The following is a 14729-nucleotide window of genomic DNA, read 5'->3' as shown; positions in this document are numbered from 1 at the left end:
CCTCGGCAACCAGAAGTCGCTTCTTCATGACGACACTCCTGCCGGTTCCCGGTAGTTGCTTTCCGGGACATCGGTGATGAACATGTGCCCGGGCGTGTGGCTGATGGCAAAGGAGGGCCTGGACGCCATAACCGCGCTCTGCGGTGTCACACCGCAGGCCCAGAAAACCGGGACTTCGCCTGGCCGGATCTCCACTGCGTCCCCGAAGTCGGGGCGGTTGATGTCGGCGATGCCCAGGTCTTCCGGGGACCCGACGTGCACCGGGCCGCCGTGGACCTTCGGCACTTCCGATGTCACCCTGATGGCGGTTTCGACCAGCCCGGGCAGCATCGGGCGCATGGACACCACCATCGGACCGTGAATCCGTCCTGCCGGAGTGCACTCAATGTTCGTGCGGTACATGGGCACGTTCCGGCCGGTTTCCGTGTGCCGCAGCGGGATGCCTTCACCGGCAAGCGCGGCCTCGAAGGTGAAGCTGCAGCCGATGAGGACGCCCACCATGTCCTCACGCCACACCGGCGTTACGTCAGTGACTTGGTCGGCAAGTTCGCCGTCCACCCACACGCGGTAGGAGGGGATGTCAGTGCGGATGTCCGATCCTGCAGCGAGGACGCTTTCGTAATGTCCCGCCGGGATGATGTCTATGACGGGGCAGGCCTTGGGATTGAGCCGACAGAACTCAATGAATTCGTCGGCGTAGTCGGCCGCCACCGCAATCAGGTTGGCCTGGGTGTAGCCGTCGCTCCATCCGGAGGTGGGGGTGACCAGGCCGTTGCGGAACTTCAGGCGCGCGGCAGAGGGTGACATGAGGGCGGTGGCGTTGCTCACCGGGCCACCGCCTCGGCGGGTTCGTCCGAGGCCTGCAGGTATTCCTCGTCCTCGGCAACATTGGAGTCCCGACCCAGGGCCAGGCCCACCAGGGTCAGCAGGCACGCGACGCTGAGGTACATGGCAACCGGGACCCAGCTGTGGAAAGTGCTCAGCAACAGGGTGAACATGAACGGTGCAATGGCGCCGCCGATGATTCCGGCGAAGGTGTAGGCCAGCGAACTGCCGGTGGAGCGGAGCCGCGGCGAGAACTGCTCAACCACGAAGGCCGCCTGCGGACCGTACATGAACGAGTGGCAGAGCAGGCCCAGGACCGTTCCCACGATCAGCATGACCGGGGACCGTCCTTCGAGGACGATGAAGAACAGGTACGCCCACACGGCGGCGGCCACTGCTGCGATGCCGTAGACCAGCCGGCGGTTGATGCGGTCCGAGATGGCCCCGGCAAGCGGCATGGTGAAGAGCTGGAGGGCGGACCCGATGAGTACAGCCACAAGTACCTGGCCGCGGTCGAAGCCAAGCTCCTGGATGCCGTAGGTGAGGGTGAAAACCGTGCACAGAGCGTAGGTGACATCCGGGCCGATCCGGCTGAGCATGGCTGCGATGAGGGGCCGGCGCTGGGTGGTCAGGACTTCGCGGATCGGAGCCTTGGGCTTGTCTCCCCTGGCTTCCATGGCCTTGAAGATGGGGGTGTCCTCGAGCTTGAGCCGGATCCAGAGCCCGAAGGCCACCAGCAGCGCCGAGATAAGGAACGCGATCCTCCAGCCGTAGTCGAGGAAGGCTTGCTCTGACAAGGTCAGGGTCAGGACGGCGAGCGCACCGTTGGCCATCAGGTTGCCGGCGGGCGGGCCGATCTGCGCGGCAGATGCCCAGAATCCGCGGCGGTTGGGGTCACCGAATTCGCTGGAGAGCAGCACTGCGCCACCCCATTCGCCGCCGACGCCGACGCCCTGGGCGAAGCGGAGGAAGACCAGGATGGCGGGGGCGATGACGCCGATATTGTCGTACGTGGGCAGCAGGCCGATCAGGAACGTAGCGACGCCGATGAGCATCAGCGTGATGACCAGGATCTTCTTGCGGCCGATCTCATCCCCCAGCCGCCCGAAGATGATGCCGCCGACGGGCCGGGAAATGTAGCCCACCGCGTAGGTCGAGAAGGCCAGCAGGGTGCCGTCCGTCCAGTGGATCCGTTCGAGGTAGGCAGCCGTTCGCGTTGCAGCAGCCGTGAAGTCGGGCCGGCCGAGGACAAGCGGGCGCCGGACGACGGCGGCGTCGACGCCACCGTTTGCCAGGCCGCCTGTCGGGGCATTCGACTGGACCCAGATCAAGCGCACCGCAGGGTGGAGCTCTTCCCATTTTCGCTGCAGGGCAACGGTGCGGCGGCCCAGCGCGGACCACGCATAGCTGACCCTTAGTTCGCCGCCCTGGTCCTGGGCTGCGCGTTCCAGCAGCGCCACCTCGTCAAGGACGCGCCGTGCGTGCTCGATGATCCGTTCCCCGGCGGGCGTCGGGGTGACGTTCCGGGTTGTTCGCTGCAGGATGCGCAGTCCAAGGGCCCGCTCCAGCGCCGCCACGGACCTCGAGATGGCGGCCTGGGATGTCCCGAGCGCGATGGCGGCGTCCGTAAACGTCTGGGAGTCCACCACGGCCACCAGTGCCCGGAGGTACCGCAGCTCTACATTCATACGGTCATCGTATAGAACCATCGCGGGGCACATTTTTCAGAGCACGCGTTTGCCCGGACACTTTGGGTTATGGACGCTTATTCAGTGCAGGGCGCGGAGCCGGCCCGCGAGTCGTCAGTGGTTCGCGGTGTCCTGACCATGACGGGCAGCGGGGTCAGCAACCAGGTCGGCGCGGGGATCGGCGCCCACGCCTTTCCGATGATCGGACCGGCGGGGGTGGTGGCGGTGCGGCAGCTGGTGGCCGCTGCCGTGCTTCTTCCCGTGGCCCGCCCTCCCTTCCATCGGTTCACGTGGAGGCAGTGGTGGCCGGTCCTGCTGCTGGGGGCGGCTACCGCCCTGATGAACATCTGCCTGTACGTGGCCATCGAGCGGATCGGACTGGGCCTTGCCGTCACCCTGGAATTCCTGGGTCCACTGGCGGTTGCCCTCCTCGGATCGAGGACGCGGCGGGATTTGCTGTGCGGGCTGAGCGCAGGCCTGGGAGTCTTCGTCCTTGTCATGCCGGGGCCCTCCAGCGACTTCGCCGGCATAGCCGTCGCCATGACAGGGGCTGCGTGCTGGGCGGGGTACATCGTGCTGAACCGCGTCGCCGGCCAGCGGCTGCCCGGACTGCAGGCCCCGGCTGCGGCCACCGTGGTTTCCCTCGTGTTCTACCTGCCGGTGGCCGCCTACCTCCTCATGCAAGGGATGCTCGCCGGCCCGGCGCTGCTTTTCGCCGTCATTGCCGGACTTCTTTGCTCGGTCATTCCCTACGCCGCCGACCTCATCGCACTCCGCCACGTGCCCGCCGGGTTCTTCAGCGTATTCATGAGCATCAACCCCATCCTCGCCGCACTCTCCGGAACCGTGGTCCTGGGGCAGATCCTGGTGCTCCACGAATGGCTGGGCATGGCGGTGATCGTGGCCACCAACACTGCGGCCATCTGGCTCGCGGGCCGCAGGACTCCGCCCGTGGCTATTTAGCCCGGCACCTTGTCGTCGATGGCATCCATGACCCTTTCGGTGACGTCATCGACCGCGCCGATGCCGTCCACCCGGGTCAGGATGGTGCGTTTGGCATACGCGGCCACCACCGCCTCGGTCTGATCGTGGTAGAGGTCCAGCCGGTGGCGGATCACCGCTTCGTTGTCATCGCTGCGGCCGGTTTCCCGGGCGCGGCCCAGGAGCCGCTTTACCAGTTCCTCATCGTCGGCGGTCAGTTGCAGAACGAGGTCGAGGGTCAGCTCTCGTGCGGCCAGGACGCCGTCCAGGTAATCAATCTGCGCTGCAGTCCGCGGGTAACCGTCCAGCAGGAAGCCGGTGCCGACGTCGTCCTGGCTTAGCCGGCTGCGCACCATCTCATTCGTGACGCTGTCCGGCACAAAATCGCCGCCGTCAATGTATTTCCTGGCCTCGACGCCGAGCGGCGTCCCGCCCCTGACGTGAGCCCGGAAGATGTCGCCCGTGGAGATCGCAACGACGCCAAGGCGGTCCGAAATTCGCTCCGCCTGCGTGCCTTTGCCGGAACCGGGCGGGCCGATAATCAACAGTCTGGTCATTCGCGTAACCCTTCGTTGTGTCGCTGTGGGGAGTGTGTCCCCATGCTAGGACTTCAAAGGTTGCGACCAGGCTGCATGGCCGAAGCCGCCACAAATTCAGTCAGCATACTTACTATCGGGCGGGGATCGGGTTTACGATGAATTTGCGAGCAACCGGCGCACGGCCGGCGGCAACCAAACCGGAGGGAGTACCACCATGGGTCTGGGAGACAAGATCGAGAATGCTGCCGAGAAGCTGGGCGGCAAGGGCAAGGAAGCGGCCGGAGAGGCCAGCAACGATCCGGGCCTGAAAGCCGAAGGCCAGGCGGACCAGTCCAAAGCGGACCTGAAGCAGGCCGGCGAGAAGGTCAAGGACGCCTTCAAGGATTAGGCCGCCAAACAGGGGAAGGGTGCCGCCCGCATTGACGCGGGCGGCACCCTTCCTCGCTTCCGGCCTACACGAGCCCGCCGGTGACGACGCAGCCCTCCCGGGACTTCAAAGTGATAGTCCCATCACATCCAGCAGATGGGCGGCCGAGACGGGAGTACAGTGAGGATAGTTCATGCATATGCATGAACTTGAGGACCACCCCAAGGAGATGCCCCATGAAGGCCTGGCAATTCACCGGCACCAACAACCCACTCGAGCTCAACGAGGTCGTGGAACCCAAGGCCGGTCCGGGCCAGGTTGTCGTCAGCGTCAAGGCCGCAGGCGTCTGCCACTCCGACGTTACTGCCATCGACGACGCCGGTTGGATGCCGCTGTTCCCCGAGCTCCCCCGCACCATGGGCCACGAAAACGCGGGTGTCATCACCGACGTCGGCGAGGGCATGGACCACTGGAGGATCGGCGACCGCGTGGGCCTCTCCCCGGTGATGAGCGACGGCGACGCCATCGGTTACGGCAAGTGGGACGGCGGCTTCGGCCCCAAGCTGCTCGCCACGGACGACAACCTGGTGAGGCTGCCCGATGAGGTTTCGTTCGAGCTTGGCGCGATGGCAACTGATGCGGGACTTACCGCGTACCACGCGATCATGGCCGTCGGCGGAGCCAAGGCCGGCATGAGGGTCGGTGTCATCGGCCTCGGCGGTCTCGGCTACATCGGCGCCCGCGTCGCCGTGCTGGCGGGCGCTGAGGTATATGGCGCCGAGGTGAACCCAGAGACGCAGAAGCTCGCCGACGAGATCGGCCTGGCCGGCGTTGCCAACTCGATCGACGCTTTCAAGGATAAGAACCTTGACCTGATCGTCGACTACGCCGGTTTCGGCAGCACTACGGCCGCCGCGCTCGAGACGCTCGCCGAGTTCGGCACGCTGGTGCAGGTGGGCATGGGCCGCCTCGAAGCGACCATCAACACCTACCCGCTGATCATCAACCAGCTCTCGATCAAGGGCTCCAAGTCGGGCACCAAGGAGGACCTCGAGAACCTCTACGCCCTCATGAAGTCGGGTCAGCTGAACCCGCCAATGAACCTGATCACTCAGGCAGACATCCCCGGCGCGATCGACAAGCTGCGAAAGGGCGGCGTTGTTGGCCGCTTCATCGCAGTGTATGAGGGCTGAGTTCCTCTGAACCGAAGCAAAACGGAAGCTGACGACGCCGGAACCTCCCGGCGTCGTCAGCTTCCGTTTACCTACGAACGGGAAGCCAGGGCTTCCAGGGCCGCCCGGGCTCCAACGCGGTGGAGGTCGTTCAACGCCTGGGTGTAGGCGGCCACGAAGACGGCGTTGTCGGTCAGGTCCCCGAAAACCTCACGGTTGGCGATGAAGGCGAGCGGTTCCTCGCGCTGCCGGGCGGCCGCTGCCATCAGTGGTTCCTTGAGCCGGTCGACGACGTCGATGGGGTTTCCCTGCTCGTCGGTTCCTTCGTCATACCGTGCCCAGCTGGCCACGATCGCTGCGGACCGGGCGATCCCGCCGCCTTGGGCGAGGTTGATGCGGATGACCGGAACCAGCCATTTGGGGATCCGGTCGGAGCTTTCGGCGCACAGCCGTGCCAGGGTGTCGCGGACGTGTTCGTTGGAGAACCGCTCGATCAGGGTCCGCTTATAGGATCCGAGGTCGATGCCCGGCACCGGCTGCAGTGTGGGCGTGGCTTCCTTGTCCATGTAGTCGAGCAGGAACTGCCCGAACAGGGCGTCCTGGGCCACCTCGTGGGCGTAGCGGTAGCCGGCGAGGTAGCCGAAGTAGCACATGCCCTGGTGGCTGGCGTTGAGCAGGCGCAGCTTCATCAGTTCATAGGGTTCCACGTCTTCCACCAGCTGGACGCCGGCGTCCTCGAAGGGCGGCCGGCCGAGGCTGAAGTGGTCTTCGAGGACCCATTGCTCGAACGGTTCGCACACCACCGGCCAGGCATCCTCGACGCCGAATTCCTCCGCGATGGCCTCGCGGTCGGCGTCGGTGGTCACCGGGGTGATGCGGTCCACCATACTGTTGGGGAAGGGAACATTGTGCTCCACCCAGGCCCCGAGGTCAGGGTCCTTGAGGTTGGCGAACGCGGTGAACATTGTGCGGGCCACGTCCCCGTTGCCCTGGATGTTGTCGCAGGACATCACGGTGAAAGGTTCCAAGCCCCGTTCACGACGGCGGCGCAGCGCTTCGGTGACCAGGCCGAACGTTGTCCGCGGCGCGGCACCGGGCTGGAGGTCGTGGACCACGTCCGGGTTGCCGGCGTCGAACTCGCCGGTGACGTGGTGGAAGTTGTACCCGCCCTCGGTGACGGTGAGGGACACGATCCGGATTGCTTCCGAGGCCATTTTTTCGATGACGGCTTCGGGGTCCTCGGGGGCGAAGAGGTACTCGACGATCGAACCGATAACCCGCCCTTCCCGGGTTCCGTCCGGGTTCTTCACCACCAGGGTATAAAGGCAGTCCTGGCTGTCCATCGCCTGCTTCATGCGGGCATCGCCGGGCAGGACCCCGACGCCGCAGATGGCCCAGTCATGCGCCTTGCCGGCGTTCATCAACCGGTCCAGGTACATGGCCTGATGGGCGCGGTGGAAACCGCCCACGCCGAAGTGGACGATCCCGGCTGTCAGGCCGGAGCGGTCGTACGAGGGCACCGCCAGGGAACCGGACAGGCCGGAAAGTACGCTGGGTTCGAGTGCAGGCATTGTCTAACCTTCCGATGCAGTGAGGGAGCCGGTCAAGGAACCCAGTTCGGCTGACGTGGGCGGATTGGCGCCGGGCCGGGAACAGGTGACGGCCGCGGCCCTGTTCGCGTAGCCGGCCAAGGCGCGGAGTTCATCCGTGGTGATGTTCCGCAGGCGTGAGCGTGCGGGGGCGCCTAGCGCGTCCAGCTGCGCGAGTCCGCAGATCAGGGCCGCCATGAACGAGTCCCCCGCCCCGACGGTGTCCGCCACAGTGATGGCTTCCCCCGGCATTTCCACCCGGGCTCCGCTGCTGACGACCACCGGCCCCTCCGCGCCGCGGGTGAGGGCCACGATGGCCGGTCCGAGCTCGAGCCAGGCTGCCGCCGATTCCTCCGGCGTCCTGTCCGGGTAGAGCCAGGTAAGGTCCTCATCGCTGGCCTTGACCACGTCGCTGGCGGCCACAAAGAGTTCAGCCTGTGCGCGCGCCCCGGCCGCATCGGGGCTGATCCCGGGCCGGCAGTTCGGGTCGTAGCTGATGGTCGCGTGCCGCCGGGCCGCCTTCACGAGGGCAAGCGTCGCCTGGTCCCCCGGCGCCAGCACGGCAGCGATTGAACCCGTATGTACGTGCTCCGAACCCTCCACAGCGGCCAGTGCCGGAAGTGATGCCCCGTTGATGTCCCAGCCGATGTCGAACGCGTAGGTGGCGGCGCCGTCTGGATTGAGCGTTGCGGTTGCGGTTGACGTGGGTGCGCTGCCGCCCCTGACCACTGTGACGCCGTTGGCCAGCAGGTGCCCTTCGATCATGAGCCCGTACCGGTCAGCTGCGTAGTGCGTCACGAGGTTCGTTGCCAGGCCTAGGCGGGCAGCCCCCACTGCCACGTTGAGGGGGCTGCCGCCTGGGTGTGCCCGGACGTCCTGCGGACGGCGCGGGTCGCTGATGATGTCCACAAGGGATTCGCCGATGACGGTGATCATGCTCAGCGGCCCGGGTAGACCACGGCTTTGAGCTGTCCGGGCTGCTTGCCGGCTTTGAGCGCGTCCTCGGAGTCGGCGAGGGCGAACCTGCCGGTGACCAGGATGTCCAGGTCCACTTTTCCGTCGGCGATCAGCTGGATGGCCAGCGGCCAGGTGTTGGTGTAGCGGAAAACTCCGGAGAGCCAGATCTCCCGGTTTTGGATGTACGAGACGGGGAGTTCGACGTCGTCCGCCCCCAGCCCGACCAGAATCACCTTCCCGGCCGGTCCCACCGCCTTGATGCCGGAACGGACCGCCTGCGGTGCGCCGGAAGCGTCGATGAAGGCGTCGACGTCGAGCCCCTCCACACTGTCCGTCCTGGCGTTCAGCGCGTGGGTTGCGCCGTGTTCCAGGGCGAAGGCCAGCCGGTCTTCGGCGATGTCGCTGATGTAGATTTCGGTGGCGCCGAAAGCACGGGCGGCCTGGGCGGCGATGATGCCGATCGGACCGGCGCCGGCGATCAGGACCCGGCTGCCGGGCTTGATTCCGGCGCGTTCGCAGGCCCAGAGCCCCACCGAGAGCGGTTCGATCAGGGCCGCTGCTTCGTCGCTGACGCTGTCCGGGATGTCGTAGGCGAAGTCGCTCTGGATGGTCACGTATTCGGCGAAGGCACCGTCGATCGGCGGCGTGGCGTAGAACTCGATGTCCGGGCAGAGGTTGTAGCGGCCGGCTTTGCACTGCTTGCATTTGCGGCAGGGGCGCTGGGGTTCGACGGCGACCCGCCGGCCGATGCGCCCGGGGTCCACGGCGCTTCCGACGGCGGCGATCCTGCCGGAGAGTTCGTGGCCCAGGATCAGCGGGTGGTCCACCACGTAGTCGCCGATCCGGCCGTGCTCGTAGTAGTGGACGTCGCTGCCGCAGACGCCGACGGCGGCGACCTGGACCAGGACCTGGTCGGCGTCGAGTTGCGGGACGGGCAGGGTTTCCATGGCCATCTCGCCCTGGCGCTTCAGGATGGCGGCGCGCATCGTGGTTGGTAGTTGCGGGTGGGCCACGGTGGACTGCGTGGTTGATGTTGTCATCGAAGTACTCCTGTGGGAATCGAAAGGGGGTGGTGGTGTTACTTGACGGCGCCGAGCGAGAGTCCCTGGACGAGTTTGTCCTGGGCGGCAAAGCCGGCGAAGAGCACCGGCAGGGAGATCACGACGGCGGCGGCGCAGACTTTGGCGAGGAAGAGTCCCTGGCCTGAGACAAAGCCGGTCAGGAAGACCGGGGCGGTGCCTGCCACCACGCCGGTGAGGACCCGTGCCAGCAGCAGTTCGTTCCAGCTGAAGATGAAGCAGATCAGGGCGGTCGCGGCGATGCCGGGCATGGCCACGGGGGCGATGATCTTCCGGAGGGTCAGCAGCAGGTTGGCGCCGTCGATCTGGGCGGCTTCGAGCATCTCGACCGGTACTTCCGCGAGGAATGACCGCATCATCCAGACCGCGATGGGAAGGTTCATGGACGTGTACATCAGGATCAGGAACCAGATGTTGTCCAGGGCGCCGACGGTCCTGGCGAACAAGTAGAGCGGCAGAATCGCGGCCACCACGGGCATCATCTTCGTGGACAGGAAGAAGAACATCACGTCGGTCCACTTCTTCACCGGCCGGATGGACAGGGCATATGCCGCAGGGATGGCCAGGACCAGGACGAGGACCGTGGACAGGATCGAGGCGGTGGCCGAATTGATTAGCGCAGGCCACGGGCTGACGCCGGAGGTTTCCCCGAAAAATTCCCGGTAGGCGTCCAGGGTGAGATTGGCGGCGATAGACGGCGGGTTCGTTGCTGCATCGGTTTCGGAGTGGAAGGACGTCAGGATCATCCACACCACCGGGGCGGCGAATAGCAGGGCGAGCAGCCAGGCCGCGAGCCCGGCCGCGGTGTTGTTGCGGGTGGGATCCATGCGGGTCTTGCCGCGCCGCGGCGGGCGGCCGCCATTCAACGCCGTGGCTGATCCGGACCGGGCAGAGCCCGTATTGCGTGGCGCGGCGGGGGTGAGGGTGCTCATCGTGCTGCCTCCTTCTTGAAGAGTGAAAAGACGGTGCGGAGTGCGAATGTGGCCACGATGATGGTGCCGATGACCACCACGACGCCGGCGGCGGAGGCCAGGCCGTATTCGTTGGCGAAGTAGAACGTCTGGTAGATCGCGTAGGGAAGGTTGGCAGTGCCCAGTCCGCCTGCGGTGAGGGTGAACACGGCGTCGAAGTTCTGCACGATGTAGATCGCCCCGAGCAGGCCGCCCAGCTCCAGGTACTGGCGCAGGTGCGGCAGCGTGAGGTGCCGGAAGATGGCCCATGGTGTAGCGCCGTCCATCTGCGCTGCTTCCACGGTGTCCATGGGCCGTGACTGCAGGCCGGCCAGCAGGATGAGCATCATGAACGGCGTCCACTGCCAGACCAGCGAGACGATGACGGCCATCATGGGTGCCTGGGACAGGAGGTCCAGCTGCGGCGCCGCTGCGCTGCCAAACAAGGACCAGACCCAGGTCAGGATGCCGTTGATCAGCCCGTAGGTGGGGTTGAGCAGGGCGTGCTTCCAGATCAGCGCCGCGGCTACGGGAACCACCAGGAACGGGGCGATCAGCAGGGTCCGCGCCAGTCCGCGTCCGATGAACTTCTTATCCAGCAGCAGGGCCAGGCCCAGGCCGACGAGCAGGCTTACCAGGACCACGGAGACGGTCAGGAGGATGGTGGTGAAGATTGCCTGGCGCAGGTCCGGATCCGTGAGGACCGTGACGTAGTTTTCCAACCCGGCAAAGGCGGTCTTGTCCGGGCTGAGGCTGTTCCAGTTCAGGAACGAGATGATCAGCGTCACCACAAACGGAAGCTGGGTGACGACGATCAGGAAGATCAGGGCCGGCAGCAGCGGCGCGCGCCGTGCCCAGGCCAGCGCACGCTCACGTGATTTGGCACTCTTGGAGGGGGTGGCTGCGCTGCGTCCCGATCGGGAGATACGCGCCGTTGCGGTAGTCATGGGATTCTCCTGCTGTTGGGTTGTTGCTACTTGTACTTATTGCCGACTTTTTGTGCGGCTTCCTGGCCCTTGGCCAGCGCATCAGCCACGGAACCCTGGCCGGCGATGGCGGAGCTGACGCCCTGGGACACGTTGGTGCCGAGGGCGGCGAACTCGGGAATGCCGACAAACTGGATGCCGACGGCCGGGCGTTCCTGCGCGCCGGGGTTCTTCGGGTCCGCGTTCTCGATGGCGAAGCGCTCTGCTTTGAAGAACGGCGCCGCCTTCTGGAATTCGGCGTTCTCGTAAGTGGAGATGCGCTTGCCGGAGGGCACCTTCGCCCAGCCGAGCTTGGCGGCGACAAGTTCCTCGTATTCCTTGGAGCTGGCCCAGGCGATGAACTTCCCGGCAGCATCCTGCTTCTTTGAGGCTGCCTGCATGGCCCAGGACCAGGTCCACAGCCAGCCGGAGGACTTGGTTTCCTTGATCGGGGCCTGGGCATAGCCGATCTTGCCCTTCACGGGTGATGCTTCGGCTTCCAGGGCTCCGGCGGCGGAGGTGGCGTCGTACCACATGGCCACTTTGCTTTGGCTCATGTTGTTCAGGCACTCGGTGAAGCCGGCCTGGGCCGCGCCCAGTTCACCATGCTCGCGGACCAGCTTGGTATAGAACTCGACTGCCTCGGTGAATTCCGGGGAGTTGACCTGGGCGTTCCAGTCCTTGTCGAACCAGGTGCCGCCGAACGTGTTCACCACGGTGGTCAGCGGCGCGAAGACCTGTCCCCAGCCGGGCTGGCCGCGCAGGCAGATCCCCTTCATTCCCGGAGCGGCCCCGTCCACCTTCGCCGCTATGTCCGCCACCTCATCCCAGGTGGGCTTCTCCGGCATGGTCAGGCCCTTGGCGTCCAGGATGTCTTTCCGGTACATCAGGAAGGACGATTCGCCGTAGAACGGTTCGCCGTAGAGCTTGCCGTCCTCGCCTGTGAGGGACGCCGTGTAGGCGGGCAGGATGTCGCCCTGCTCGAAGGCCGGGTCCGCGGCCACTTTGTCCAGGGGAGCGAGCCAGCCGTTGGCGGAGTAGAACGGGATCTCGTAGTTGGACAGCGACGCGACGTCGTACTGTCCGGCCTGGCTGGAGAACTCCTGGCTGATCTTGGCCCGGACGTCGTTCTCCGGCAGGATCGTGTAATTGACCTTGACGCCGGTTTCCTTGGTGAAGTTCTCCGCGGTGAGCCGCTGCAGGTCCTCCATCTGAGGGTTGTTCACCATCAGGACATTGATGCTGTTCGGGTCGCCAGCGGAATTGCCTCCGCCGGCACCTGCACAGGCCGAGGCACTCAGCGCGACGCACAAAGCGCCGGCGGCCAGGGTCGCAGCACGCATTTTTGAGCGCATTCAAGGACTCCTTTGTTCTTCAGGGGTGCGCGGTCTCCGCACTCGACTGCCATGTCGATGTACCGGACCGGACGGGGCTGGTGGCCGGGAAATCCGGGGGTGCCCCGCTGTTGTTCCTCAACGATAGGGCTGTGGAACAGGGCACAACTAGCGCCGTGGTTGCCAGTTTCTGATACTAATTTTCCGCACGTGCCCCTGCGGGAGGCGATAATCTGGGGAGAGGCAGTCACGATGCGTCCATTTTTCATAAACCCAGAACGTGGAGAACCACAATGAGTGCTGCGGACCTCACCGACGGAGCAGAGGGAGCGACCGCCCGGCTGGCCGAAAGGCTGCTGGGGATGCGGGCCAACAGGGAAGTCATCCCGCCCGACCCGAACCACTCGGTCCGGTGGCACCAGCACGACTACCCCAGCCCCGTGGCACGGTGGAACTACCATCCCGAGTACGAGATCCACCTCATCCGGAAGGGCACCGGGAAGTTCATCGTCGGGGACCACATCGGCACCTTCGAGGCCGGCCAGGTCTCGCTTGTCGGGTCCGGGCTGCCGCACGACTGGGTCAGCGACCTGGAGCCCGGCCAAGTGCTGGAGAACCGTGACGCCGTCATCCAGTTCGACGCCAAATGGGTTGAGCAGACGGCGGCTCTGGTCCCCGAAATGGCCGAGGTCAAGCCGCTGCTGGACCAGTCGGCACGGGGCATAGAATTCCTGGGGCGCTCAGCGGAGACCGCTGCCGCAGCCATCGAAGCGATGGGATCCACCACCGGCCTGGAGCGGCTCCGCCACCTCCTGGAACTCTTTGCGGTCCTTGCCCGCGCCCCGCAGGATGAACGGCGATACCTCGCCGACGAATGGTTCCGGCCCCAGCTGGACAGCCAGGCCGCCGCCGTCGTCGATATTGTCCTGGAGTACGTTTTCGGCAACCACGCCGGCACCGTCAAGATGTCCGAGGCTGCGGCGCTGGTTGGCATGCCGGAACCGACGTTCTCGAAGTACTTCAAGCGCGCCACCGGGCAGAACTTCAGCGACCTGGTCCGCAAACTTCGGCTCGCCCATGCCCGCCGCCTGCTCGAGCACAGCGATAAGGCCATCTCCGAGATCTGCTACGAGGTGGGTTTCTCGAACCTGTCCAACTTCAACCGGCACTTCCTCAACGACGCCGGCGAAACCCCGCGGGCCTACCGCCAGCGGCTACACGACTGACCTTTCAAGTTTCCGCTGGAATGGCTAAGATGTTTTTCCTTCAGACGGTGAGCAGACGCCGTCTTCGTCTTCTCCAAGGAGAGACCGGCACATGGCAACCGACTATGACGCACCTCGGGTGAGCACAGAGGACGAGGCAAACGCCACGACCGACGTACTTAAGCCTGAACGCTCTGCCGCATCGACGTCGCAAATCGACGTTGATGAGTCCGACCTGGCCGACTCCTTCGAGCTGCCGGGGGCGGACCTGTCCCACGAGGAACTCCTCGTGCAGATCATTCCCGTCCAGAAGGACGAGTTCACCTGCATGTCCTGCTTCCTGGTCCACCACCGCAGCCAGCTGGCCCGCGAGAAGGACGGCAAGAAGTACTGCAAGGACTGCGAAGGCTAGGCGTCTGGCCTGGGCCGGTCCCCAACGACGGTTGACGGCCGGGTGGCCCGCTATAGTGGCAGCAGCCATGACCAGCCTTCCGTCCGCCCCCGCCACAGTCCGCCTCGATGCCTGGCTGTGGGCCATCCGCGCCTATAAGACCCGTTCAGCTGCCACGGCAGCCTGCCGCGCCGGGCACGTCCGGCTGAACGGAAACCCGGCCAAGGCGTCGCAGTCCCTGGTGCCGGGCGACACCGTCCGGGTCCGCCAGCCGGGATATGAACGGATCCTCGAAGTCCGTCGGCTGATCGCCAAGCGGGTGGGCGCCGAGGCGGCCGCGCACTGCTTCACCGACCACACCCCGCCGCGGCCCGAAGCGCCCGCGCTCGGTCTCCCGCAGCGCGACCGCGGAACCGGCCGGCCCACCAAGAGGGACCGCCGCGAAATGGAACGCCTGCGCGGCCCTGCCTAGCCGGCGGCCCCGAAACTCAGGAGTACCTTGCCGGATTCGGCGGAGTTCCGGGCCATTTCGAAGGCTTCCAGGGCGTCCTGTAGCGGGTATTCGTGGGTGATGACCGGGTCGATGAGCAGGGTGCCGTCGGCGAGGGCGGTGATGACGTCGTCGATCTCGTCGTTGAAGCGGAAGGAGCCCTTCAGTTCCAGTTCGCGGGTGATGGCGAGTGAGAT

15 protein-coding genes and 1 pseudogene are annotated in these 14729 nt (G+C 65.7%); 6 read left to right on the top strand and 10 right to left on the bottom strand.

Annotated elements, in window-relative coordinates; translation table 11 throughout:
- Positions 1-24: 24 nt before the first annotated feature.
- Both PV761_RS18845 and PV761_RS18840 read right to left on the bottom strand, forming a co-directional pair.
- On the bottom strand, positions 25-828 hold the full coding sequence (locus tag PV761_RS18845; RefSeq protein WP_347899111.1) for a putative hydro-lyase: 804 nt from the start codon (positions 826-828) through the stop codon (positions 25-27).
- Positions 825-2513 carry an MFS transporter gene (locus tag PV761_RS18840; protein ID WP_347899109.1) on the bottom strand — a complete coding sequence of 563 codons (1689 nt, stop codon included), beginning with the start codon at positions 2511-2513 and terminating at the stop codon, positions 825-827. The genes PV761_RS18845 and PV761_RS18840 overlap by 4 nt, the downstream gene beginning before the upstream one ends.
- Before the next feature lie 69 nt (positions 2514-2582).
- On the opposite strand from PV761_RS18840, the gene PV761_RS18835 reads away from it, so the two are divergent.
- The gene (locus PV761_RS18835) at positions 2583-3476 is read left to right on the top strand and encodes an EamA family transporter (RefSeq protein WP_347899107.1); all 894 of its coding nucleotides are present in this window, start codon (positions 2583-2585) and stop codon (positions 3474-3476) included.
- Here the strand turns inward: PV761_RS18835 and PV761_RS18830 are convergent.
- Positions 3473-4051, bottom strand: coding sequence for an adenylate kinase (locus PV761_RS18830; protein ID WP_347899105.1), 579 nt, complete (start codon positions 4049-4051; stop codon positions 3473-3475). The two genes, PV761_RS18835 and PV761_RS18830, sit on opposite strands and share 4 nt — an antisense overlap.
- A gap of 196 nt (positions 4052-4247) precedes the next feature.
- Between PV761_RS18830 and PV761_RS18825 the strand changes: the two genes are divergently transcribed.
- Both PV761_RS18825 and PV761_RS18820 read left to right on the top strand, forming a co-directional pair.
- Complete coding sequence (locus tag PV761_RS18825; protein WP_043437703.1) at positions 4248-4421, top strand: CsbD family protein; 174 nt, start codon at positions 4248-4250, stop codon at positions 4419-4421.
- A gap of 215 nt (positions 4422-4636) precedes the next feature.
- The gene (locus PV761_RS18820; protein ID WP_347899102.1) at positions 4637-5593 is read left to right on the top strand and encodes a zinc-binding dehydrogenase; all 957 of its coding nucleotides are present in this window, start codon (positions 4637-4639) and stop codon (positions 5591-5593) included.
- 71 nt (positions 5594-5664) lie between these two features.
- Here the strand turns inward: PV761_RS18820 and PV761_RS18815 are convergent, their stop codons facing one another.
- Genes PV761_RS18815 through PV761_RS18790 form a run of 6 tightly spaced genes read right to left on the bottom strand, consistent with a single transcriptional unit; the run spans position 5665 to position 12467 of the window.
- The gene (locus PV761_RS18815; RefSeq protein WP_347899100.1) at positions 5665-7143 is read right to left on the bottom strand and encodes a mannitol dehydrogenase family protein; all 1479 of its coding nucleotides are present in this window, start codon (positions 7141-7143) and stop codon (positions 5665-5667) included.
- A gap of 3 nt (positions 7144-7146) precedes the next feature.
- Positions 7147-8097 carry a carbohydrate kinase gene (locus PV761_RS18810; RefSeq protein WP_347899098.1) on the bottom strand — a complete coding sequence of 317 codons (951 nt, stop codon included), beginning with the start codon at positions 8095-8097 and terminating at the stop codon, positions 7147-7149.
- Positions 8098-8099: 2 nt separating this feature from the next.
- Positions 8100-9158, bottom strand: a complete 1059-nt coding sequence (locus PV761_RS18805; RefSeq protein WP_043437700.1) for an NAD(P)-dependent alcohol dehydrogenase — start codon at positions 9156-9158, stop codon at positions 8100-8102.
- Positions 9159-9196: 38 nt separating this feature from the next.
- Complete coding sequence (locus tag PV761_RS18800) at positions 9197-10129, bottom strand: carbohydrate ABC transporter permease (RefSeq protein ID WP_028269821.1); 933 nt, start codon at positions 10127-10129, stop codon at positions 9197-9199.
- A complete protein-coding gene (locus PV761_RS18795) occupies positions 10126-11094 on the bottom strand; it encodes a sugar ABC transporter permease (RefSeq protein ID WP_347899095.1) in 969 nt (322 codons plus the stop codon). The genes PV761_RS18800 and PV761_RS18795 overlap by 4 nt, the downstream gene beginning before the upstream one ends.
- Before the next feature lie 26 nt (positions 11095-11120).
- The gene (locus PV761_RS18790) at positions 11121-12467 is read right to left on the bottom strand and encodes a sugar ABC transporter substrate-binding protein (RefSeq protein WP_028269819.1); all 1347 of its coding nucleotides are present in this window, start codon (positions 12465-12467) and stop codon (positions 11121-11123) included.
- Positions 12468-12739: 272 nt separating this feature from the next.
- Between PV761_RS18790 and PV761_RS18785 the strand changes: the two genes are divergently transcribed.
- From PV761_RS18785 to PV761_RS18775, 3 genes are all read left to right on the top strand, one after another.
- On the top strand, positions 12740-13672 hold the full coding sequence (locus tag PV761_RS18785; protein ID WP_347899093.1) for an AraC family transcriptional regulator: 933 nt from the start codon (positions 12740-12742) through the stop codon (positions 13670-13672).
- 91 nt (positions 13673-13763) lie between these two features.
- Positions 13764-14063: a DUF4193 domain-containing protein gene (locus PV761_RS18780; RefSeq protein WP_028269817.1), complete on the top strand. Its 300-nt coding sequence runs from the start codon at positions 13764-13766 to the stop codon at positions 14061-14063.
- A gap of 67 nt (positions 14064-14130) precedes the next feature.
- The gene (locus PV761_RS18775) at positions 14131-14514 is read left to right on the top strand and encodes an RNA-binding S4 domain-containing protein (RefSeq protein ID WP_028269816.1); all 384 of its coding nucleotides are present in this window, start codon (positions 14131-14133) and stop codon (positions 14512-14514) included.
- Here the strand turns inward: PV761_RS18775 and PV761_RS18770 are convergent.
- Positions 14511-14729 (bottom strand): annotated as a pseudogene (locus PV761_RS18770) (L-idonate 5-dehydrogenase); the annotation flags it as partial. The gene PV761_RS18775 and the pseudogene PV761_RS18770 overlap by 4 nt on opposite strands.

Origin of the sequence: Arthrobacter sp. CC3 (assembly GCF_039907775.1) — a bacterium.
Taxonomy (GTDB): Bacteria; Actinomycetota; Actinomycetes; order Actinomycetales; family Micrococcaceae; genus Arthrobacter.
The sequence above is the reverse complement of the archived record's forward strand: the minus strand, read 5'-3'. Positions and strand labels throughout refer to the sequence as shown.